Genomic DNA, 19,898 nt, shown 5'->3' with positions numbered 1-19,898 from the left:
CCCTATTCACGCATAAACATAGGAGACCAGTTGTATTCTCTGGCAACTGCTCTTACAATTTCGTGTATCAGATGAAACCCATTATCAGAGTTTGTCATAATGACCACTCCACGTCCTGTATTTGCAAAAGATACAGCATAACAACTAAAACCAGCGTTTCCACCAGTATGTCTAAAGCGAAACGCCTTTCCTTCTCCATCAATACCAATTCCGGTTCCACCTGCGTTTGGTACTCGTGTCATCATGATTTGTGCTGAACTTTGTTTCAATAAGTTATTATCTTCACCCCTATACGATTTTCCTAAAGCAATCATAAATCGAGCTAAGTCAGAAGATGTTGACCAAAGCCCTGCGGCAGCTTTCTCCGGATATATGTGATACCCTCCATTAATTGCATCCCCTTTTTCGTCATATCCAATAGATGTTAAACCACTTAATCTTTCCGGTAAAGGATAATCAAAGGAACTATTATGCATTTGCGTTGGGTTTAGCACCCAAATCATCCATTAAATCAGAAAATTCCTTTCCTGTAACGTCTTCCATAAGCATTTGAAGAACTGTCATTCCTCCACCAGAATATATTTCTGATTCCCCTGGTTTTTGAATTACTCGCACAGGTTCAGAATTTGTCATTTCGCTCCCTTGCAATAATTGTTTTAATGTTGGAATGGAGTCTTGCTGTTTATAGCCTTGGAAACCATAAGTTCCTAAACCAGATGTATGACTCATAATTCTTCTTGCTGTAACTTTTTCGTTTTTAGTAAATTCGTTATCAGGAATCTGCCATCTTATCAGTTTTGAATTCACATTTTCATCAAGAGAAAATTTATTTTCCTCTATTAGTTTAAATGCGCCCACACTTGTTACAGGTTTTGAAATTGAAGCTGCTTGGAAAAGAGTGTTTTCAGTTACAGGTTTTCCAGAATTTTTATCTTTTACGCCATAACCTTTTGACCAAAGTATTTCATTATTATCGAAAAGAGTAATACTTAACCCAGGGACATTTAAATCGTTCATTCGGGATGTCAGCGTAACCGCCACAGAATCATCTTCGCCCTTTTCGTTGATTGGATAGATGTTATTTTCAATTCTATTTTGAAAATTTATTTTTTTATCCACAGCAACATCACTACCACTTTCGTTCTTCTTGGGTTGACAGGAAGAAAGTAGTATTAGGACTGAAATTATAATAGGATTTAATTTTTTCATAAGAATGTTTTTGCTTGTGTTGATTGCCACTAACATGAGGGTAACTGCACCTTTTTTGAGAGGTTACATTAAAAAAGTAAAATAATTGAATTGGAGCGATCTGCTTTTAGAAATGTTTTTGCAACACTTATGTAGTGGAAAGTGTTTACCCCTTAGACATGAGCATTTGTTAATTAAATTAGATATTCGTTACAAAATTTTTAATAGAATTGCATCCTGATTAGTTTGTTTGGGATCGGAAAGATTGATCAGTATCTTACAAATAACAGAGAATGAAGAAGTATGGCATCTAAGGAAACGCCCATTTTGGTAAAAAATGATCCATGGTTATCTCCCTATGAAGAGGAGGTCAAAAACAGGGTCGAAAGATACAAAGACCGAAAGGCTCAGATAGAGAAGAAATACGGTAGCCTGGATGCTTTTGCCTCCGGTTATCAGGTCCTTGGTTTTAATTATGATAAAAAAGCAAAGGGCTGGTGGTATCGCGAATGGGCTCCAAAGGCAGAGTCCGTTTCATTGATAGGCGACTTTAATCAGTGGGACCGTACTGCAAGCCCAATGGAGCGTCGTGAGGATGGAGTTTGGGAAATTTTCTTAGCGGATAAAGACCACAAGGATAAACTGATTCATGAGAGTGCGGTAAAAGTGCACGTGAAGGGAGCCAAAGGGGGAATAGATCGGATTCCGACGTTTGCCAGATACGTAACCCAGGACGAAAAGACTTACGACTTTACTGCCCGGCTGTGGGACCCACCAAAGCCCTACAAATGGACCGATAAATCATTTAAGCCCGATGATGCGCATGAAAACCCGTACATCTATGAGTGCCATGTAGGGATGGCGCAGGAGAAAGAAGGGATTGGTACCTATGTGGAGTTTGCCGATAAGGTCCTGCCGAAAATTAAAGAACAGGGATACAATGTCATCCAGGTTATGGCCATTCAGGAGCATCCTTACTACGGCTCGTTTGGATATCATGTAAGTAATTTCTTTGCTCCGTCCAGCCGTTTCGGGACACCTTATGATCTGAAATACCTAATTGATAAAGCTCACGGCATGGGTATCGCGGTGGTCATGGATATCGTGCATTCTCATGCGGTGAAAAATATCGCCGAAGGCCTCAATGAATTTGACGGTTCGGATGATCAGTATTTCCATGAAGGTGGCCGGGGCTTTCATACCTTATGGGACTCCAAGCTGTTTAACTATGGCAAAGAAGAGGTTCTCCGGTTTTTGCTTTCCAATGTAAAATACTGGATAGAGGAGTTCCATATTGACGGGTTCCGGTATGATGGAGTGACCTCCATGCTTTATTTTCATCATGGCGATGTTTCATTTGACAACTATGATAAATACTTTGACCATGTGGACTGGGATGTGTTGACGTATTTCCAGCTCGCTAATACGCTCATCAAGGAGCTCAAGCCTAAATCCATTGTCATAGCAGAAGATATGAGTGGCATGCCCGGCTTATGTCGGCCGGTGAAGGAAGGTGGATTGGGGTTTGATTTTCGCCTGGCTATGGGTATCCCTGATTACTGGATCAAGATGCTCAAGCACAAGAAAGATGAGGAGTGGAACATTCACGAAATGTGGGAGACACTTTCCAACCGTCGTTATGGTGAGCGGACAATCGCCTACGCAGAGTCGCATGACCAGGCGCTGGTGGGTGATAAATCCATCGCATTCTGGCTGATGGATAAGGAGATGTATACCCACATGCACAAAGATTATGAAAGTCTGATTGTTGACCGGGGAATCGCACTGCATAAGCTGATCAGGCTTTTTACACTAAGCCTCGGTGGGGAAGGCTGGCTAAACTTTATTGGAAACGAGTTTGGTCATCCCGAATGGGTGGACTTCCCGCGGGAAGGAAACAACTGGAGCTATAAGTACGCTCGCAGGCAGTGGAATCTTCAGGAACACCCGGATCTCAAATACCAATACCTCTACAACTTTGGTGCGGCCATGGTTCGCACTGCTAAAGAGGAAAGGCTTGTGGCATCCCTGCCAGCTAAGCAACTCAATATGGACGAAACCAATAAAGCGATCATTTTTGAACGGAATAACCTGATTTTCGCTTTTAATTTTTCACCAACCAATTCTGTTCCGGATTACCGGTTTAAGGTTCCTGAGTCCGGAAAATACAAGATTATCCTGAATTCTGATCGTGGTGAGTTTGGTGGTTACGACCGGATCGATGATGAAATGACCTACCCGACAGTCACTCTTTTTGGAGAAACTTTCCTCAGTGTTTACCTTCCAAGTCGCGTAGCTTTGGTGCTCAAAAAGATTAAATAATGAAGCGGACTCTCTTTGGATTTTTCCTCACATTAAGCCTTATGGGATTTGGGCAAGACCTGACAGTCTTGACTTACAACATCCGGCTGGACTATAGCGGAGATGGCGAGAATCAATGGACCAACAGGAAAGACCGGTTAGCGAATCAAATTCGATTTTATGAGCCTGATATTTTCGGGATCCAGGAAGGGCTGCCCAATCAGGTAAAGTATCTGGATGAAGCCCTGGGGGCCTACAGCTATATTGGGGTAGGTCGTGATGATGGGTGGGAGAAAGGCGAGTTTAGCGCCATTTACTACAAAAAGGAAAACTTCAAGTTGCTGCAGAGTGGCACCTTTTGGTTGTCCACCACTCCTGAGAAGCCGTCGGTTGGCTGGGATGCTGCCCTGCCCCGGGTCTGTACTTACGGGCTTTTTCAGGATGCGGTCACCGGCAAACAATTCTGGCTTTTCAATACCCATTTCGATCATGTGGGCCAGGAAGCCCGCGTCAACTCCATGAAACTGATCCTGAAAAAGATCAACGAATTCAATTCCCAAAATCTTCCGGTCGTATTGATGGGAGACCTCAATGTGCAACCACAGGATGATCCGATTCTGGAAATGAAAAAAGAGTTGAAAGATACCAGGGATGCAGCCGGTGTTGTGTTTGGTCCTGATGCTACTTTCAATGGTTTTAAGTTTGACGAGACGCCTCAAAGACGGATCGATTATATAGCTGTCAATGATAATAAGATAGAGGTGCTCAAATATGCTGTTCTCACAGACTCTTATGATCAGAAGTACATTTCGGATCATTTTCCTGTTTTTTGTTCACTTTCATTTAAGGATTGATCATAAGTTTTTTACTTGTAGGTAAATTACCACCTGGTAAAAAATGGTTGGTAAAAAATAGATTTTCTTATCCCTCTGGGATATTTGAGCGCATAAATACTCATGGATTTTAGTCAATTAAAGGGAGAGCTGGAAGGTGAATTTTTCACTGACGAGACTACCCGAAAACTTTTTGCTACAGATGCTTCAGCCTATCGGGAAATCCCCATAGCAGTAGCCATACCAAAAACGGATGAGGATATCATTCGGCTGGTAAAATTTGCAGATGCAAACGGCACCTCCATAATACCAAGAACAGCCGGTACTTCCCTTGCCGGACAGGTGGTGGGTGGAGGTATTGTCGTTGACGTATCAAAGCATTTCAACCAGGTACTGGAAGTCAATGAGCAGGAAGGCTGGGCCTGGGTGCAGCCGGGGATCGTGCGGGACGACCTGAATGACCATTTACAGCAATACGGCTATTTTTTTGCTCCGGAAACCTCCACAGCCAACCGTGCCATGATCGGTGGCATGATCGGCAACAATTCCTGCGGGGCCAACTCCGTGGTTTACGGAAGTACCCGTGAACACCTGCTGGAAGTAGAGGTCATTCTGGCCGATGGCAACAAGACCTCCTTCGGTTCGCTGGATGACGAGGCATTCCTCGCCCGGACCAATGGTATGGGTACTTCAGGGCAGCTGGAAGCTACAACCTATTTTCAGATCCGGGAGATGCTTTCCAATGAAGATAACCGAAGATGTATTGAAGAAGGTTTTCCGAAAGCCAGCGTTGAACGACGAAATACCGGCTATGCCATCGATCTGCTGGCCCGTATGCAGCCGTTTAATAATGCAGGAAAGCCTTTCAACTTCTGTGAGCTGATAGCAGGCTCGGAAGGAACGCTGGCTTTTGTCACAAAAGCGAAAATCAAACTCTCCAGGATTACTCCGCCTCATAAACGGCTGGTGTGCATCCATTGCAAAACCATAGATGAATCATTAAGGGCGAACCTGACCGTACTGGCTCATCAGCCTACGGCAAGTGAGCTGATGGATCATTATATCCTGGAAGCTACTAAACGAAATATCACCTATCGGGAATACCGTTTTTTTGTGGAGGGAGATCCGCAGGCTATTCTGGTCGCTGAGCTCACCAAAGGAAGTGAGGAGGAGGCTGATGCTGCGGCAAATGCCCTGATAGCTGACCTGAAGAAAAACAATTTGGGCTACAGCTACCCGGTCATTTCGGGTGACGATATCAAAAAAGTCTGGGGTCTGCGGAAAGCAGGCCTGGGTTTGCTTTCCAACGTGGTGGGAGATGCCAAGCCAGCTCCGGTCATCGAGGATACGGCAGTGGATGTTCGGGATCTGCCGACTTACATTGCTGACTTCAATAAAATTCTGGATAAGCACGGCCTGTACTGTGTGCACTATGCACATGCCGGATCCGGGGAGCTTCATTTGCGCCCCATCATTGACCTGAAAACAAGTGATGGCGTGCGCCTTTTTCGTGTCATAGCAGAAGAAATTGCCACCCTGGTAAAAAAATATAAAGGCTCACTCTCCGGTGAGCATGGCGATGGACGCCTGCGCGGAGAGTTTATCCCGCAGATGGTAGGAGAGCATAATTACCAACTGATCAAGCAGATCAAGCAGGCCTGGGATCCGAAAAACATTTTCAATCCCGGGAAAATTGTCAACACTCCTCCAATGGATACCAGCTTGCGGTACGAGAAAGATCAGCAGACTAAAGAGTTTGATACAGTACTTGATTTTTCAGATACACTTGGCTACCTCCGTGCAGCTGAGCAATGCAATGGGTCCGGAGACTGCCGTAAGACCGAGCTGAGTGGAGGCACAATGTGTCCCAGCTATATGGCCACCAGGGATGAGCGGGATACTACCCGCGCTCGTGCGAACATCCTGCGGGAGATGCTTACTCGCTCGGAGCAGCCCAACCCGTTTGCGCATGAAGAGATAAAAGAAGTGCTGGATTTGTGTCTGAGTTGTAAAGGGTGCAAGTCTGAGTGTCCCTCTAACGTAGACATGGGCAAGTTGAAGCAGGAGTGGCAGTACCAGTATTACAAAGAGAAGGGTGTTCCTTTCCGAAACCGACTTATTGGCAATTTCTCCGGAGGTATGAAGCTGGCAAGTGCGCTTCCGTGGGGGTATAAATTCACTTTTGGCAATAAGGTAACTTCTACACTGGCAAAATCCATTATGGGATTTGCTCAGGACCGGAGCATGCCGGCCATCTCAAAAGTGACCTGGAAGAAATGGTTTTTAAAGCAGTTTATTCCAACGGTAAAAGATCCGATCAAGACGGTCTACATTTTTATTGATGAATTGCTGAACTACAATGAGGCAGAGATTGGTATCACTACGGTGAAACTTCTGGACAGGCTTGGGTACGTAGTAAAATTTGTGGAGCATGAAGAGTCGGGACGCAGCTTTTTGTCAAAGGGATTGCTGAGGGAGGCACAAAAACTGGCCAGAAAAAACATCAACACTTACAAAGACCTCATCACAGTGGATACTCCGCTGATCGGCGTGGAGCCAAGTGCGATCCTGACATTCCGGGATGAGTATCCGGACCTGGTGAGAGGTGAAGAGAAAAAGGCTGCACAGAATATTGCTACACACACTTTCATGGTGGAGGAGTTTCTGGCCAAAGAACTGGATGCGGGCAACATCAGACTGGACCTTTTCAAAGAAAATGGCGGACTTGTCAAGTTGCATGGGCATTGCCAGCAAAAGGCTTTGTCATCACTTACCCCTGTGAAGAAGATCCTTACACGCATGGGCAATCATGAAGTCCACCTGATCCCCTCCGGCTGTTGTGGTATGGCAGGCTCATTTGGCTATGAGAAAGAGCACTTTGATCTTTCGATGAAAATCGGTGAGCTGGTCCTTTTTCCAGAGGTACGAAAACAGCCAGAGGAGGTGATCATAGCAGCGGCAGGAACGAGCTGCCGACACCAGATCAAAGACGGGACAGGACGTAAATCAAGCCATCCCGTAGAGATCCTGTGGGAGGCTTTGGTGTGAGGTGATTTGTTTGAGGTATTTTATCCAGGAGGTAGTTTCCAGGAATTAAGGGTTGCCGGAAGATACTTATTGCCGTAGTGATCAAATCCACTAAATTTAACCCATGATCCTCAAGCAAAATCAAATCGATCAGGTTGTAAGCCTGTTGCAGGCAAAAGTACCTTCACTTCGGGCAGTTTATCTATTCGGTAGTGGAGTGACAGACACCTACACCGATGAGAGTGATGTAGATCTGGCAGCTTTAGCTGATGATACCATTGGAAATAAGCTTATTTGGGATTTGAAGTATGAGCTTGCGGAGTTACTAAAGAGGGAAGTAGATCTGGTTGATTTGAAGGTTGCCAGTATGGTCCTGAAAATGCAGGTCGTTTCTGCAGGTATTCGCGTTTATGAGGCCGATTATCAGGCAGCCGAGGCGTGGGATTCCCTGGTTTACAGTATGTATCTTACCTTTAATGATGATCGCAAAGAGATTTTAGAGAAGGTGGCGAAAACCGGAAGAATCTATGGATGATGTGCTACAAGCCAAGGCGACAACTATTGAGCGTTGTATGGTGAGGATTCGTGAGGAAGGCCGCCAAGACTGGAAAAACGATTACTCTCATCAGGATGCCTTGCTGTTGAATCTCGAACGTGCCTGTCAGGCCGCGATCGATGCGGCATCCCATTTAGTAAGGATCAAAAAATTAGGGATGCCAAAAATGACCAGGGAGTTGTTCGATCTACTTGAAAATAGTGATCTGATTAATCCTGAGCTAAGTGTGGAGCTGAAGAAAATGGTTGGGTTTCGGAATCTGGCCATTCATGATTATGCCAGTCTCAATATGGATGTGATTGAATCTATTATCACCAAGAAGTTGCTTCACCTGGAAGCATTTGCAAAAATTCTTGTTACAATTACCTGAATATGTCCCAAAAAGTAGCGCTTGTACTGTCCAGCGGTGGTGCCAGAGGGCTGGCCCACATTGGAGTGATCGAAGCATTGGAGGAAAATGGTTATGAGATCAGCGCCATTTCCGGGTCATCCATAGGGGCGGTGATCGGGGCATTTTATGCAGCTGGTAAACTTCAGGAGTACAAAAAATGGGCGCTGAACCTTGACCGGGTGGATGTGTTTAAGCTCATCGATTTTACCTTTTCTGTTCAGGGGTTTATCAAAGGAGAGCGCGTTTTCAAAACACTCGAAGCAATCATCGGCGACTGCAGAATAGAGGAGATGCAGATCCCGTTCACAGCAGTTGCTACGGATATTGTGAATAAAAAAGAGGTTGTATTTAATTCCGGGAGCATGTATCAGGCGATCAAAGCTTCGGTGGCAATCCCCACGGTGATCAAGCCCGTGATTTACAAAGGACGTGAGCTGATAGATGGAGGTGTCACCAATCCCATCCCAATGGAGCATGTGAAAAGAATGGAGGGTGATCTGCTAGTGGTGTCCAATACCAATGCCATGATCCCTTACAAGAAAGAGGTAAAGAGCAAAGTCAAGGAAGCCGTAGAAGTCGCTTCGTACAACCGAAAGATCCAGAATTTCCTTAACCATTGGAACAAACTGCTCCCAGGTTCCGGCGAGACGGCCAAGAAGCTGGGATTTTTCGACCTGCTCAACCAGTCCATTGACCTGATGCAGGATAAACTCACTCAACTTGTTCTGGAAAAACACCGCCCGGACCTTTTAATCAATGTTTCACGAGATGCCTGTGGCACGTTTGAATTTTACAAAACCGAGGAGATGATCTCTGCCGGAAGGAAGGCATGTGAGGAGACTTTGGAGGGGAAGAAGGTTTTGGATAGCTAATAATTTCCAGAGAAAATTATTCCCATCTCTCTGCTTCTTGATTGTGTTTTTCTGTTATTTCGGCGTGTTACAGGTTAGGCATCATGAAAACAGAAAAGGGCCACCTTTCGATGACCCAATTCAATTACCGCCTGAATTATTTTAACCTTATTTGGCTGCTTCCAACGTAATTGTTTTCCGCATAGATATCGATCTTATAAACTCCTCGTTCTAGTTTACGCTCCGGCTTATAAGTTAGTACCACTCTCTTGTTACCATTTGTTTGTGAGGTGATGACTCCTGTTGTGCTGACAACGGTTTCAGAGTTACTGAATTCAAAATCATCCTTCACAGCGTATTTTATAGTTTTGGAATTATTACTGGCGACTTTCCCCCCATCCGGTGAAGTGATTGTAAAAGACAGTTTTTCAGTCACATCCATTGGGATGTCAAAGCCAAGAACAATCGCTTTTGCCCTTTTCGAATTTACAGTGAGCTTTTCCCTTTTCTTGTGGGCTTCTGTACCGTAATTATTGGCAATAAATTGTGAGAGCACATAGTTTCGGTCAGCCAGTGACTCGTTACTGACCTCCATTGCTGAGAGCGCATTTTTCAGACTGGAGTTTTCATTTTGTAAAGTCAACAGCTGGTCTTTCAACCCGAATACATCTTCGTTCAATTGGTCTCGGAGAGCTTGTAATTCACTGATCTGCTTTTTGTAATCAACTAGAGCCTTATCATTCCTGGCTATCGTTTTCAACTCTGCTTCTTTTTTCTTCAGCTGCCCTTCAAGGGTTGCCAGCTTCTTATCCAGTTCACTGTTTTTGCCTTTATAGGTCTCTACGTCTTTTTTCAATTTTTCCAGCTCCTTGGAAAGGGCCAGTTTTTCAGATAGCATTTTCTCTGCTTTTACTTGCTCAGTGACGAGGGCTTCTTCTGTACCGTTTTTCACTGAATAGAAATAAATAGCAAAAAAGGTAGCAACAGCTAATAGGAGGGTTACCGTCACCGCAGTAACATTCTCCCTTGATCTTGTAATCATATCTTTAGGTTTTCTCTTTAATTTGAGTGTATGAACGGTGAAGGGATTAACTCCACCTAAGCAGGAGATTAAAATACGATTAAATCGGAATGTGTGGGTAAAGAGATCGTAGCTGTGGTACCTTTTTTCAGTTCAGAAGACAACTCGAAAGAGCCATGATGAATTTCAATAATCTTTTTCACAATACTCAGGCCGATACCACTTCCAGGTAATTCTCCGGTGTTTGAACCCCTAAAAAATGGTTCTCCGATTTTTTTAAGGTCATCCGGGGACATACCAATACCCGAATCTGCCACCTTGAAAAGGAGCTGGCCTCTCATGGAGCTAACGGTCACATGGACATCCTGACCCCTTGAATATTTACAGGCATTTTCCAGAATATTTAAGAAAACACTTTTGATCAACTGTTCACTACCATGAATAGTCAGGAGCAGGTCATCATCAATTTTGGCATCAAAATCTACATGGATCAGGTTGGTGAAATTCTGCGAGACCTCAGCCACGGCCTGCCACAATGTAGTATCCGCCCTGACCTGGTGCAGGGATTCCTTAAAAGCATCTACTCTGGCCAGCAGTAGTAGTTTAGTTGTCAAATCCGAGAGCTTTTTAATTTCCTCCCGAACAGATGCCAGAGACTGTCTGTAACTGTCAGGTGTTCTTTTCCGAAGAAGTGTTACGTCTACTAAAGACAACACACTTGTCATAGGTGTACGCAATTCATGAGAGGCATTGGTGATAAAGCTTTTTTGACTCATGAAGGCACTCTGGATCCTGTCCAGCATCCGGTTGAAGGTAATGCCCAGAGTGGCAATCTCATCCTTTCCGTTGCCCTCCGAAACGCGCTTGTCAAGGTTCGTAATACCAATTTGATTGACCTCCTCTACTACTTCCGACATGGGTTGAAGGGCCTTCCCGGCGTAGAGCCGTGCTGCCAAGCTTATGATAAATAGGGATGACAAGAATACGATCAAAAGGATATTCCGCAGGTTGTCCAGTTTCCGAATACCATAAAGGTCTTTGGCGCCAGCCACCACCACAAAGCGGTCAAACCGATCCGTATAAAGAATTCCCAAAACCTCTACCTGACCCTGCTTCCACTTCACCTCCCCCTCGAGTCTAATCTCATTAAACCGCTCCTCATTCATCTTAATGGAGTCCTGGCTATCTGTGCTAAACAATTCTTTATTGTTATAATCGTAAATGATGATCTTCTCCCCGGGAAGTCTGATAGGGGTTGCAGCTTCTATTTTTTGCAGGAGCAAAGCATCTACTTCCTCAACCTCTATCAACAGCTTTGCAGCAGTATTTGCTTTTGATTCCAGTCGCTGATAAAATTCTTCCTGCCTGAAAGCTGCTGAAGAATAATAAATAGCCAGTGAAGCAATGACCCAGATGGTGGCAAAAGTCAAAACAAACCTTAACGTAAGTTTGTCTTTGATCTTCATTTGAAAAACGGATATCCTGCGTGTAGTCAGTCTTTTCATTCCTCATCCAGGTAATAACCCATCCCTACGCGCGTATGGATCAGTTTCTGTTCGAAATCCCGATCGATTTTTTTCCGAAGGATATTTACATATACGTCGATCACATTAGTGCCAGTATCAAAATCCAGGTCCCAAACCTTCTCAGTGATTTCCATTCTTGATACTACCCTTCCCTTGTTTTTCATGAGGTATTCCAGCAGGCTGTATTCTTTTGCAGTGAGTTCTATTTTTTTGCCAGATCTGGTAGCGGTCTTCATCCCAATGTCCAGTTGCAGGTCTGCTATTTGTATTACCGAAGACTGAGAATAAAAGGCTGAACGCTTTGTAATAGCTCGAATGCGTGCAATCAGTTCACGAAAATCAAATGGCTTTACCATAAAATCGTCTGCTCCTGATTCCAGCCCTTCAACTTTATCATCAGTTGATCCCAGGGCCGTAAGCATAAGGATCCTGACATTTGGGTCAAGCGATCTGATCACTTTGCATAATTCAAATCCGTTTTTGCCTGGCAGAATGGCATCCACCAGCAATAAGTCAAAGTTTTTTTGCTTGAACAGCCTTAGGCCGGTATCCCCATCATACGCAATATCCACCTTGTATCCCTGCTCTTCGAGCCCTTGCTTTAAATTATTAGCCACTTTTACCTCATCTTCGATAACCAGGATATGTAACATGGTATGCTGAGTACGTAAAAGTGTCTCATTTAGTTGATACCAATGAACAGATATTTCTCATGTACTGAATGAGAGCGCAAAAGGGCTACACAGCCAGCAACATCCCTGAAGGGGTGGCATTATAATTATATCACCCTTCAGGGTTTAGATGATGGTTTATTGTCTATGTCTAATAAATATTTCATCCCTTCGGGATTTATTCTTATTTTGAGTTGTTGGTAATGCTTTCCGCATTTCCTGACCGATAACCATTCATTCATGTCTGCTAGCTCAGTTAGCATACAATAGAACGGTAAAGTTGGAAGCGGAAGCTCCTGGAAAACCTTCTCTAAAGAACAGGTATCCGGGAATAAAAGCTACATTTGAATATCTTCATGTCAAATTTTCGCCACCTTTGCAGGTATGAAAACGAAGGACGAGATCATTTCTAACTGGCTTCCGCGGTACACCGGCCAGCCGCTAGCAGGGTTTGGGAAATACATCCTGCTGACCAATTTCAGGAACTATGTGAACCTCTTTGCTGAGTGGAACAAGGTGCCGGTCATTGGTGAAGGGCACCCCATGCAGTGTGCTACGGCAGACGGCATCACCATCATCAACTTTGGGATGGGTTCAGCCAATGCGGCTACCGTTTGTGACCTCCTGGCAGCCATTGACCCTAAGGCGGTTTTGTTTCTCGGGAAGTGCGGCGGTCTGAAAATGAAGAATGAGGTCGGGGACCTGATCCTGCCCATTGCGGCTATCCGTGGTGAGGGGACTTCCAATGACTACATGCGCCCGGAAGTGCCTGCATTGCCTGCATTCGCACTACAAAAAGCAATATCCACCACCATCCGTGAGTATGGCCAGGACTACTGGACCGGTACGGTCTACACCACCAATCGCCGTGTTTGGGAGCATGACTCAAAATTCAAAAAATACCTGAAAAAGATCCGTGCCATGGCCATTGACATGGAGACCGCTACCATCTTTACAGCAGCCTTTGCCAATGAAATGCCTGCCGGAGCGCTTCTTTTGGTTTCGGATATTCCCATGATCCCTGATGGCGTAAAAACGGATGAAAGTGACAAAAAAGTAACCTCACAGTATGTAGAACAACATTTGAAGATCGGTGTGGACTCATTAAAACAGCTGATCAACAATTCGCAAACGGTAAAACACCTGAAATTCTAAAAACAGGCCTGATTTTTGCTTTTGGTTAGAGCGATCACTTATTGCCTAAAGCCAACAACCATGAAGAAAGAGGTTACAATTGCCGTATTAAGTTTATTGATCTTTGCCGCCTGTGAGTCCGGAGATGTGATCATTGTCCGCTGCGATTCGCCTGCCATGCTACTTGACCAGGATACCACAAGCCAGGTTTGCGGTAACTACTTCACCTTTTTTATGGAAGAAGAAATGGACACCGTCAGGGTTCAATACAACCCTGTACTTCGCGATTATTTCCAAACCAATGACCTGGATCAGGCCGATTATCCCCTTTCAGTCTACATCGAGTATACAGAGCTTCCCAAGGACGATCCCTGCCGTGAGGCATTGAAAGAGTTGGTTTGTATTCGCAGAAAATAACTTTAACCGCTCCCGGAACTATCTTATTGATTTTAGTTGCGCCCAATTTCGTGTCTCCACGAAATTCTAAGGAGTATGACAGTTTTGCAAAAAATGACCCTGGCGTATAAGAGATTTTCACACAAAAACACCAATATTCCCCTTTAGAAAAAGGGGCGTAGGGGAATGTTTATAAGCAAAATTTGTTTTTGTGTGAAAATTGTTGGGAACACTCAGAAATGAAAACTGTCGTGCCCCAAATTCTATGTTGATAAAACAGATCGTGAAGACACGGTCTTGGGGCGATGGTTTAATATAAAAAATTTCTCCTCATAACTCCGTTATCTCCGTGGTTATAAAGCGATTAGCTTAGATTCTATCGGCTTAACCGCAGTATAACCAGAATAGTTGTCATAGCTCAACAAGGGTGAAACCTTATAACAAAAAAAGCCCCGGAGCTTCTCCGGGGCAGATCTACGGGATGAGCTAAAGGCTCATTATCTTTAAAAGTCCGCTGTAGCGGCCTGACAAAATGCTGGAGTCCAGCATTTTCGTCAAGAGTCAATAACTACTCTTCAAATCTTATCGTATCCAGTTCAGTTGTTTCACCTCCAAGAACCTCTACAGGGTCTACGGTGATGTTGCTAAATCCTGATTCTTCTTCAGGCACTGCTACTACTGAATAGGTATCTTCTTCCAACATTTCTATCAAAAATGATCCGTCACCTTCGGTCGTGGTAGAGACGCTATCTTCGTCCTCGTTTATTGCCCAGATAACTGCTGATATGGTATCCGGCAAAATTGCTCCGGAGATTCCTCCAAATTCTTCATCATCACCTTCACCAACAATAGAAACTCTTATTACCGGCTTTAATAGATACTTGCCTGAAGTTCCGGCCTTTACCACAGATTTAGCCGCATCAAAGTCAATAATAACTTCGTACTCTTCTCCTGATTCAATATCCGCATCTACTTTTACTTTCAGACCGGATTCTGCTCCTGATGGTACTGTCAGATCTACTGTGTCTCCGTCAGTGACCAGCTTGTTATCAGGACCCAGGATAAGACGGACCTCTTTGAGCTCTCCCGGCTCAATATCTACATCAGCAAGCAATGCTTCAGCACCATTATTCAACTCAAGGAGATCATACACCATTGGCTCGATTTCCACCGTATGCCACTGGCCTTCATCGTCATCGTTTGCCAGCCTGCTGTCAGAGTCATTATCTTCAGATTCTTCTTCTTCAGAATCACCCTCTTTATCAGCAGTGTCCAGTTTGTATTCCAGTCCCTGCACATCGATAAGCACAGCCTCATAGTTGGCCGGATTATCTATCAGTTTGAATTGAACATCTGCAGGCTCATTCATATTGGCTGGATCTTCAGAGTTTTCACAGCTGGCTATGACTATAACCGCCGCAAGAAAAATCCCTAATAATTTCAATTTAAAATTCATAGCTGTTTGAAAATTTGTGGTTTTAATAATGGTTCTAAAAAAAGGATCCCGAGAGTAGTCACTAGACTTTCCAACTCGGGACCCCAATTACCGCCTTTTGGCATTCTAATAGACGAAATGTGTGCCAAACTAAAAATTTTTCTTAAAGAGCTGATAACAAGTAACTTACGAAATACACAGTTATCAAATTTTTCTCAAAACGAGAAATTCCTGTTCAGTTTGAAAAACCCTGCCCCTCGATTTACCCCATTTAGGGTATTGTTTCCCAACTCAGTTTTTCATACTTTGATACAAGAATCATTCAGTTTTATATCATTTGATACACAATCGGCTTTAATTGTTCCCGTTTTATTATCATTTGATATATAAGTATCTGAAGTTCAATTTTTTATGAAAATATCCGACCTAATCTTATGAGTTTTTTATCGAAAATTTTTGGAGGAGGACTTAAGGGAGTCCTGGATGGTGCTGATAACATTATCAGCAAGTTCAAATTGAGCCCTAATGAGAAAAACCAGTTTAAGCTGGAAATGGAAGCCTTGCTTCAGCGGCAGGAGAGTGAGCTGGAGGAAACGTATCGTAAAGAGCTGGGTGCCAAGGCTGAGGTAATGAAAGCTGAACTGGCTCAAGGGGATAATTATACCAAGCGTGCCCGCCCAAGTGTCGTTTACGCAGGGCTGTTTTTTATTTTTCTCGTTTATGTCTTCTTGCCGTTGATCACCTACATCAGTGGCAATTCGCAGCCTGAAATTACCCTTCCCGAGGAGTTTTGGTGGGCATGGGGTAGTGTGGTGAGTGTCTACGGTATCGGTCGAACGGTGGAGAAGGCAGGCGTCCGCAACAAGGTGACCAATGCAATTACCGGGTCGGGAGCAGTCAAGGTGGATCAAGAAAGACCAGTAGGATGAAGGTAGTCAAACACTTGCTCGAGGGTGACCAGGTCACCCAAAAGAAATCGCCAAATAGCAGTGGGAAGTTTAGCGACAATTTGCCGGACACCCTCGTTATTCATTTTACCGGAGGACGATCAGCAGCTTCGTCCGCAAATTGGCTGTGTAATCCTGATGCCAAGGCTTCCGCTCATATAATCATCGGTCAAAAGGGTGAGATCATTCAGCTCGTCCCCTTTGATACCATAGCCTGGCACGCAGGTAAAAGTCAGTGGGGTGATCGGTATGGGTTGAATAAATACAGCATAGGCATAGAGATAGATAACCCTGGTAGGTTGGAAAAGCGTGAGAGTGGATTTTTTACCTGGTTTGGGACAATGGTAAAAGATGAAGATGTGGTGTGTGCCACACACAGGAATGAAGACAAACCAACCTATTGGCAGGCTTTTACAGAGAAACAAGTAATGTCGACCATGGATCTTTGCCAGCTACTTATAAGTTCATACGGTATCAAGACGATTGTGGGCCACGAGGAGATATCTCCCGGAAGGAAGGTAGATCCCGGGCCTGCTTTCCCTCTTGATAAATTGAGAAACTCCCTGCTTTACCAGGATCGGGAGTCTGATGATCCTGAATCATTCGAGGAAGTGGCACTGGAGGCCACAGCTTCCGGTTATGTGACTGCAAACCTGCTGAATATCCGCTCTTCACCATCAATAAATGCCGGCACTGTCACAAAACCGCTGCCTAAAGGCACTATGGTAAAAATCCTGGAACGCCAGGGCAGCTGGTGCAAAGTAAAAGTGGAGACTGAGGGATGGGTAAGTAGCGATTATTTGAAAACCTATTAAAAATTACCGTCTAAATCATGAGTAAACTAAAGAAAGTACTGTCTATTGATGGTGGAGGCATAAGAGGTATTGTGCCCGGTACCATCCTTGTGGAGGCCGAAAAGGCCTTCGGGTTCAAAGTAGTTGATTACTTTGATTTGATTACCGGCACCAGCACTGGTGGTATTCTCACCTGTGCATACCTGTGCCCGGACCCTAAAAACCCCAAAAAACCAAAGTTTAATTCACAGGAAGTGGTAGATCTTTACTTTGATAAAGGGGATGAGATATTCAGCATTTCCCTGTTTCATAAGATCAAATCGCTGGGAGGGCTCGTGGATGAGAAGTACCCGGATGACGGAATAGAGGATGCCCTGCAGGAGTACTTCGGTGACGTGTGGCTGAAGGACCTACTAAGGCCTACAGTTGTAACCTCTTATGATATCAAACATCGCAAAGGTCACTTCTTTTACCAGCATAAAGCAAAACAGGATCCGGCGTACAACTTTAAGATCAAGGATGTATCACGAGCCACTTCTGCAGCGCCCACTTATTTTGAGTGTGCTAAAATAAACAATGAAATGGGCCACCCTTTTGTGCTGATTGACGGGGGTGTCTTTGTGAATAATCCATCAATGGTGGCTTACTCAGAATTAAGATCAAATAAAGCTGAGTTTCAGAACGAAGAGGGTAAGCCCTGCACGGCAAAAGACATGAAAATTCTATCTCTGGGCACGGGATTTCATAAGCAGAAATATTTTTATAAGGAAGCCAAGGACTGGGGAATGGCCGGCTGGGTAAAGCCCATTGTGGACATCATGATGTCCGGTAGTGTAGAGGTGGATGATTTTTACCTGAAGCAGATCTTTGAGACTCTCCCCGATGTTGAGCAGTACTGCCGGGTGAACGGCTATATGCCTGACACCGTGGATCCGGCTATGGATTGTGCCACCAGGACAAACATGGAAGCCTTGCGTGCTTTTGGGAAACAATTGTTTAAGGAAAACAAAGCCAAGCTGGAAAAGTGGTTTGAAATGTAAATCATACCATTTAAGTTAAGCGGGTTTCATGTCCGTTTTTACATCTTTCTCGGTGTACTTACTTTCAACCTTAAGATGTGAAAGCTGTACTCCGGCAAACTGACTGGATGACCAAATCCCTTAGCTGGATGGTGTCGTCCAAAAAATGACGAAAAGAAAATTTTACAGGCAGCTTAATGAATCAAAGGTCTTTGGATTTCGTTTAGTGTGAAAAGTGAAGATGAAAAGACCCATAACCTATTATCCGTATAAAGAGGAGATCTTTAATGTCCTGAGTCACCTTTTGGGTCTCATCCTTAGCGTTGGGGGTCTTGCTCTGTTGGTCACCTTTGCCAGTATTTATGGTACGGTTTGGCATATTGTGAGCTTTAGTATTTTTGGCAGCAGCATGGTCTTGCTTTATCTGGCATCCACACTGTATCATTCGGCTAGAAAAAAGGAGCTCAGGAAAAAGCTAAATGTCTTTGATCACTCGGCAATCTATGTTTTGATTGCTGGCACCTACACACCCTATTGTCTTGTAGCCCTAAATGGTACGATGGGCTGGGTGCTTTTTGGGATCACCTGGGGGTTAGCTCTTACAGGTGTGATCCTGAAATTTTTCTTCGCCGGGAGGTTTGACCGCATTTCTACGATTGGTTATGTCTTAATGGGGTGGGTGGCTGTAATTGCGGCCAGGCCACTTGTAAGCAGCCTGCCAACTGAGTCATTGATTTTCTTGCTGATAGGAGGCATCAGCTACACTATTGGCGCGTTGTTTTATTCTTTACACAAATTGGCTTTTAATCATGCCATCTTCCATGTGTGGGTTCTGATAGGTACGGCCTCACATTTCTTTTCTATTTTCTATCTGCTGTAACTATTTGTTTCTTCCTAATGGTGTAACCAGGCCAAGCCATGGGATGGCGATAAAAACATCCTGGCCGTAGGTTATGGGAAAGAAAAGACCGTAATCAAGACTTACTTTGTTAATTATACTTCGCCCGGCTAAGGACAGGAGGGTGAAGCCCTCATCTTCGAGATTTATGAAGTAGTTTTCTGAAATGAGGTAACCTCTGGGCCCAAGCCTCATCATACCACTCATTGTAAATGTAGGAAGGCGAGCAAAACCATCCCCGGAATAACCCCAACCTGCTCCAATGCTGAGATTTAGGTCTTTTGACCCAAAAGTGGATTGACCATATAAAATTCCAAAATGCATTTCTTCTCCTAAGTTGCTTTCTGCTCCCAGGACAGTGCCCAGCAGTGCCCCACCTCCTACATTAAACTTATCCTTTACAACTGGGATGGATACCTTAGGCGTGACCCAGATCGGGGTGGGACCTCCATTGAAAAAGAAAAGCGGGATCATGCCTCCACCCAGAGAAAATTTATCAGAGAGCCCGAAGGCCACCTGGTTGAAAAAGATCCAGACATTTTGATAGTAGCCTTCACCTTTTTTTAACCCATAGCCATTTGGAGCCCAGAGATACCTGGTGGCCTGTGGGTTTTCAAAATAGTACGCACCATCAATTATCTGCTGATCCGGAATGGCCTCAATCCGCTTGATCTTAGACTGACGCAGTTCGATATCACCATATACTTCTGATCTAAGTACGATTTTTTCCGGGTTTTCGGATAGCTTAAAGCCAATGAATTCATTGCCGTCCATCATTTCTACAGAATAAAGTGTAGAATCCTGAAGTGCCTGAGCCTTCAGCTGTGAGGTAGTAATTATGGCTACCATTGCGATGGAGAATAAGAAGGGTTTTTTCAAGGGTTTAAGAGTTTGGGTACCAATTAACGGA

At 44.3% G+C, this 19,898-nt stretch carries 19 protein-coding genes; 12 read left to right on the top strand and 7 right to left on the bottom strand.

Annotated features, from left to right (window positions below; genetic code table 11):
- Positions 1–2 precede the first annotated feature (2 nt).
- Together AC3E9V_RS24765 and AC3E9V_RS24760 are read right to left on the bottom strand one after the other, a co-directional pair.
- Entirely contained in the window at positions 3–476 is a 474-nt protein-coding gene (locus tag AC3E9V_RS24765; RefSeq protein WP_488750857.1) for a serine hydrolase domain-containing protein, read from the bottom strand.
- Positions 469–1,209, bottom strand: a complete 741-nt coding sequence (locus AC3E9V_RS24760; RefSeq protein WP_488750856.1) for a serine hydrolase domain-containing protein — start codon at positions 1,207–1,209, stop codon at positions 469–471. Before AC3E9V_RS24760 ends, AC3E9V_RS24765 begins: the two co-directional genes overlap by 8 nt.
- A 282-nt stretch (positions 1,210–1,491) precedes the next feature.
- Between AC3E9V_RS24760 and AC3E9V_RS24755 the strand changes: the two genes are divergently transcribed.
- The 6 genes from AC3E9V_RS24755 (at position 1,492) to AC3E9V_RS24730 (ending at position 9,168) form a co-directional block, all read left to right on the top strand.
- The gene (locus AC3E9V_RS24755) at positions 1,492–3,510 is read left to right on the top strand and encodes an alpha amylase C-terminal domain-containing protein (protein WP_488750855.1); all 2,019 of its coding nucleotides are present in this window, start codon (positions 1,492–1,494) and stop codon (positions 3,508–3,510) included.
- Complete coding sequence (locus AC3E9V_RS24750; RefSeq protein ID WP_488750854.1) at positions 3,510–4,343, top strand: endonuclease/exonuclease/phosphatase family protein; 834 nt, start codon at positions 3,510–3,512, stop codon at positions 4,341–4,343. The genes AC3E9V_RS24755 and AC3E9V_RS24750 overlap by 1 nt, the downstream gene beginning before the upstream one ends.
- A gap of 102 nt (positions 4,344–4,445) precedes the next feature.
- On the top strand, positions 4,446–7,370 hold the full coding sequence (locus AC3E9V_RS24745) for an FAD-binding and (Fe-S)-binding domain-containing protein (protein WP_488750853.1): 2,925 nt from the start codon (positions 4,446–4,448) through the stop codon (positions 7,368–7,370).
- A gap of 103 nt (positions 7,371–7,473) precedes the next feature.
- A complete protein-coding gene (gene mntA, locus AC3E9V_RS24740; protein WP_488750852.1) occupies positions 7,474–7,884 on the top strand; it encodes a type VII toxin-antitoxin system MntA family adenylyltransferase antitoxin in 411 nt (136 codons plus the stop codon).
- Positions 7,877–8,275, top strand: coding sequence for a type VII toxin-antitoxin system HepT family RNase toxin (gene hepT, locus AC3E9V_RS24735; RefSeq protein WP_488750851.1), 399 nt, complete (start codon positions 7,877–7,879; stop codon positions 8,273–8,275). The genes mntA and hepT overlap by 8 nt, the downstream gene beginning before the upstream one ends.
- Before the next feature lie 2 nt (positions 8,276–8,277).
- The gene (locus tag AC3E9V_RS24730; protein ID WP_488750850.1) at positions 8,278–9,168 is read left to right on the top strand and encodes a patatin-like phospholipase family protein; all 891 of its coding nucleotides are present in this window, start codon (positions 8,278–8,280) and stop codon (positions 9,166–9,168) included.
- A 136-nt stretch (positions 9,169–9,304) separates the two neighbouring features.
- On the opposite strand, the gene AC3E9V_RS24725 is transcribed toward AC3E9V_RS24730, so the two are convergent.
- From AC3E9V_RS24725 to AC3E9V_RS24715, 3 genes are all read right to left on the bottom strand, one after another.
- Positions 9,305–10,189, bottom strand: coding sequence for a hypothetical protein (locus AC3E9V_RS24725; protein ID WP_488750849.1), 885 nt, complete (start codon positions 10,187–10,189; stop codon positions 9,305–9,307).
- Between the two features lie 68 nt (positions 10,190–10,257).
- The gene (locus AC3E9V_RS24720) at positions 10,258–11,673 is read right to left on the bottom strand and encodes a sensor histidine kinase (RefSeq protein ID WP_488750848.1); all 1,416 of its coding nucleotides are present in this window, start codon (positions 11,671–11,673) and stop codon (positions 10,258–10,260) included.
- The gene (locus AC3E9V_RS24715) at positions 11,670–12,347 is read right to left on the bottom strand and encodes a response regulator transcription factor (RefSeq protein ID WP_488750847.1); all 678 of its coding nucleotides are present in this window, start codon (positions 12,345–12,347) and stop codon (positions 11,670–11,672) included. Before AC3E9V_RS24715 ends, AC3E9V_RS24720 begins: the two co-directional genes overlap by 4 nt.
- A gap of 402 nt (positions 12,348–12,749) precedes the next feature.
- On the opposite strand from AC3E9V_RS24715, the gene AC3E9V_RS24710 reads away from it, so the two are divergent.
- Both AC3E9V_RS24710 and AC3E9V_RS24705 read left to right on the top strand, forming a co-directional pair.
- Entirely contained in the window at positions 12,750–13,520 is a 771-nt protein-coding gene (locus AC3E9V_RS24710; RefSeq protein ID WP_488750846.1) for an AMP nucleosidase, read from the top strand.
- Between the two features lie 60 nt (positions 13,521–13,580).
- Positions 13,581–13,916, top strand: coding sequence for a hypothetical protein (locus AC3E9V_RS24705; protein ID WP_488750845.1), 336 nt, complete (start codon positions 13,581–13,583; stop codon positions 13,914–13,916).
- Positions 13,917–14,463: 547 nt separating this feature from the next.
- Here the strand turns inward: AC3E9V_RS24705 and AC3E9V_RS24700 are convergent.
- Positions 14,464–15,351, bottom strand: coding sequence for a DUF4382 domain-containing protein (locus AC3E9V_RS24700; RefSeq protein WP_488750844.1), 888 nt, complete (start codon positions 15,349–15,351; stop codon positions 14,464–14,466).
- A gap of 413 nt (positions 15,352–15,764) precedes the next feature.
- Here AC3E9V_RS24700 and AC3E9V_RS24695 point away from each other — a divergent pair, with 413 nt between their 5' ends.
- From AC3E9V_RS24695 to trhA, 4 genes are all read left to right on the top strand, one after another.
- The gene (locus tag AC3E9V_RS24695; RefSeq protein WP_488750843.1) at positions 15,765–16,259 is read left to right on the top strand and encodes a holin family protein; all 495 of its coding nucleotides are present in this window, start codon (positions 15,765–15,767) and stop codon (positions 16,257–16,259) included.
- Positions 16,256–17,092: an N-acetylmuramoyl-L-alanine amidase gene (locus AC3E9V_RS24690; RefSeq protein WP_488750842.1), complete on the top strand. Its 837-nt coding sequence runs from the start codon at positions 16,256–16,258 to the stop codon at positions 17,090–17,092. Before AC3E9V_RS24695 ends, AC3E9V_RS24690 begins: the two co-directional genes overlap by 4 nt.
- Before the next feature lie 17 nt (positions 17,093–17,109).
- Positions 17,110–18,111 carry a patatin-like phospholipase family protein gene (locus AC3E9V_RS24685; RefSeq protein WP_488750841.1) on the top strand — a complete coding sequence of 334 codons (1,002 nt, stop codon included), beginning with the start codon at positions 17,110–17,112 and terminating at the stop codon, positions 18,109–18,111.
- 220 nt (positions 18,112–18,331) lie between these two features.
- Entirely contained in the window at positions 18,332–18,970 is a 639-nt protein-coding gene (trhA, locus tag AC3E9V_RS24680; RefSeq protein ID WP_488750840.1) for a PAQR family membrane homeostasis protein TrhA, read from the top strand.
- Here trhA and AC3E9V_RS24675 read toward each other — a convergent pair whose 3' ends face one another.
- Positions 18,971–19,867, bottom strand: coding sequence for a hypothetical protein (locus AC3E9V_RS24675; RefSeq protein WP_488750839.1), 897 nt, complete (start codon positions 19,865–19,867; stop codon positions 18,971–18,973).
- Between the last annotated feature and the right edge of the window lie 31 nt (positions 19,868–19,898).

It is taken from the genome of Marinoscillum sp. HNIBRBA16962 (assembly GCF_057801515.1).
This window is presented reverse-complemented; position numbering and strand designations above follow the sequence as displayed.

What these genes read in the sequence shown, in the direction of transcription:
- AC3E9V_RS24765 (WP_488750857.1), bottom strand. Translation starts at nt 476, where the DNA reads ATGCATAATAGTTCCTTTGATTATCCTTTACCGGAAAGATTAAGTGGT.
- AC3E9V_RS24760 (WP_488750856.1), bottom strand. Translation starts at nt 1,209, where the DNA reads ATGAAAAAATTAAATCCTATTATAATTTCAGTCCTAATACTACTTTCT.
- AC3E9V_RS24755 (WP_488750855.1), top strand. Translation starts at nt 1,492, where the DNA reads ATGGCATCTAAGGAAACGCCCATTTTGGTAAAAAATGATCCATGGTTA.
- AC3E9V_RS24750 (WP_488750854.1), top strand. Translation starts at nt 3,510, where the DNA reads ATGAAGCGGACTCTCTTTGGATTTTTCCTCACATTAAGCCTTATGGGA.
- AC3E9V_RS24745 (WP_488750853.1), top strand. Translation starts at nt 4,446, where the DNA reads ATGGATTTTAGTCAATTAAAGGGAGAGCTGGAAGGTGAATTTTTCACT.
- mntA (WP_488750852.1), top strand. Translation starts at nt 7,474, where the DNA reads ATGATCCTCAAGCAAAATCAAATCGATCAGGTTGTAAGCCTGTTGCAG.
- hepT (WP_488750851.1), top strand. Translation starts at nt 7,877, where the DNA reads ATGGATGATGTGCTACAAGCCAAGGCGACAACTATTGAGCGTTGTATG.
- AC3E9V_RS24730 (WP_488750850.1), top strand. Translation starts at nt 8,278, where the DNA reads ATGTCCCAAAAAGTAGCGCTTGTACTGTCCAGCGGTGGTGCCAGAGGG.
- AC3E9V_RS24725 (WP_488750849.1), bottom strand. Translation starts at nt 10,189, where the DNA reads ATGATTACAAGATCAAGGGAGAATGTTACTGCGGTGACGGTAACCCTC.
- AC3E9V_RS24720 (WP_488750848.1), bottom strand. Translation starts at nt 11,673, where the DNA reads ATGAAAAGACTGACTACACGCAGGATATCCGTTTTTCAAATGAAGATC.
- AC3E9V_RS24715 (WP_488750847.1), bottom strand. Translation starts at nt 12,347, where the DNA reads ATGTTACATATCCTGGTTATCGAAGATGAGGTAAAAGTGGCTAATAAT.
- AC3E9V_RS24710 (WP_488750846.1), top strand. Translation starts at nt 12,750, where the DNA reads ATGAAAACGAAGGACGAGATCATTTCTAACTGGCTTCCGCGGTACACC.
- AC3E9V_RS24705 (WP_488750845.1), top strand. Translation starts at nt 13,581, where the DNA reads ATGAAGAAAGAGGTTACAATTGCCGTATTAAGTTTATTGATCTTTGCC.
- AC3E9V_RS24700 (WP_488750844.1), bottom strand. Translation starts at nt 15,351, where the DNA reads ATGAATTTTAAATTGAAATTATTAGGGATTTTTCTTGCGGCGGTTATA.
- AC3E9V_RS24695 (WP_488750843.1), top strand. Translation starts at nt 15,765, where the DNA reads ATGAGTTTTTTATCGAAAATTTTTGGAGGAGGACTTAAGGGAGTCCTG.
- AC3E9V_RS24690 (WP_488750842.1), top strand. Translation starts at nt 16,256, where the DNA reads ATGAAGGTAGTCAAACACTTGCTCGAGGGTGACCAGGTCACCCAAAAG.
- AC3E9V_RS24685 (WP_488750841.1), top strand. Translation starts at nt 17,110, where the DNA reads ATGAGTAAACTAAAGAAAGTACTGTCTATTGATGGTGGAGGCATAAGA.
- trhA (WP_488750840.1), top strand. Translation starts at nt 18,332, where the DNA reads ATGAAAAGACCCATAACCTATTATCCGTATAAAGAGGAGATCTTTAAT.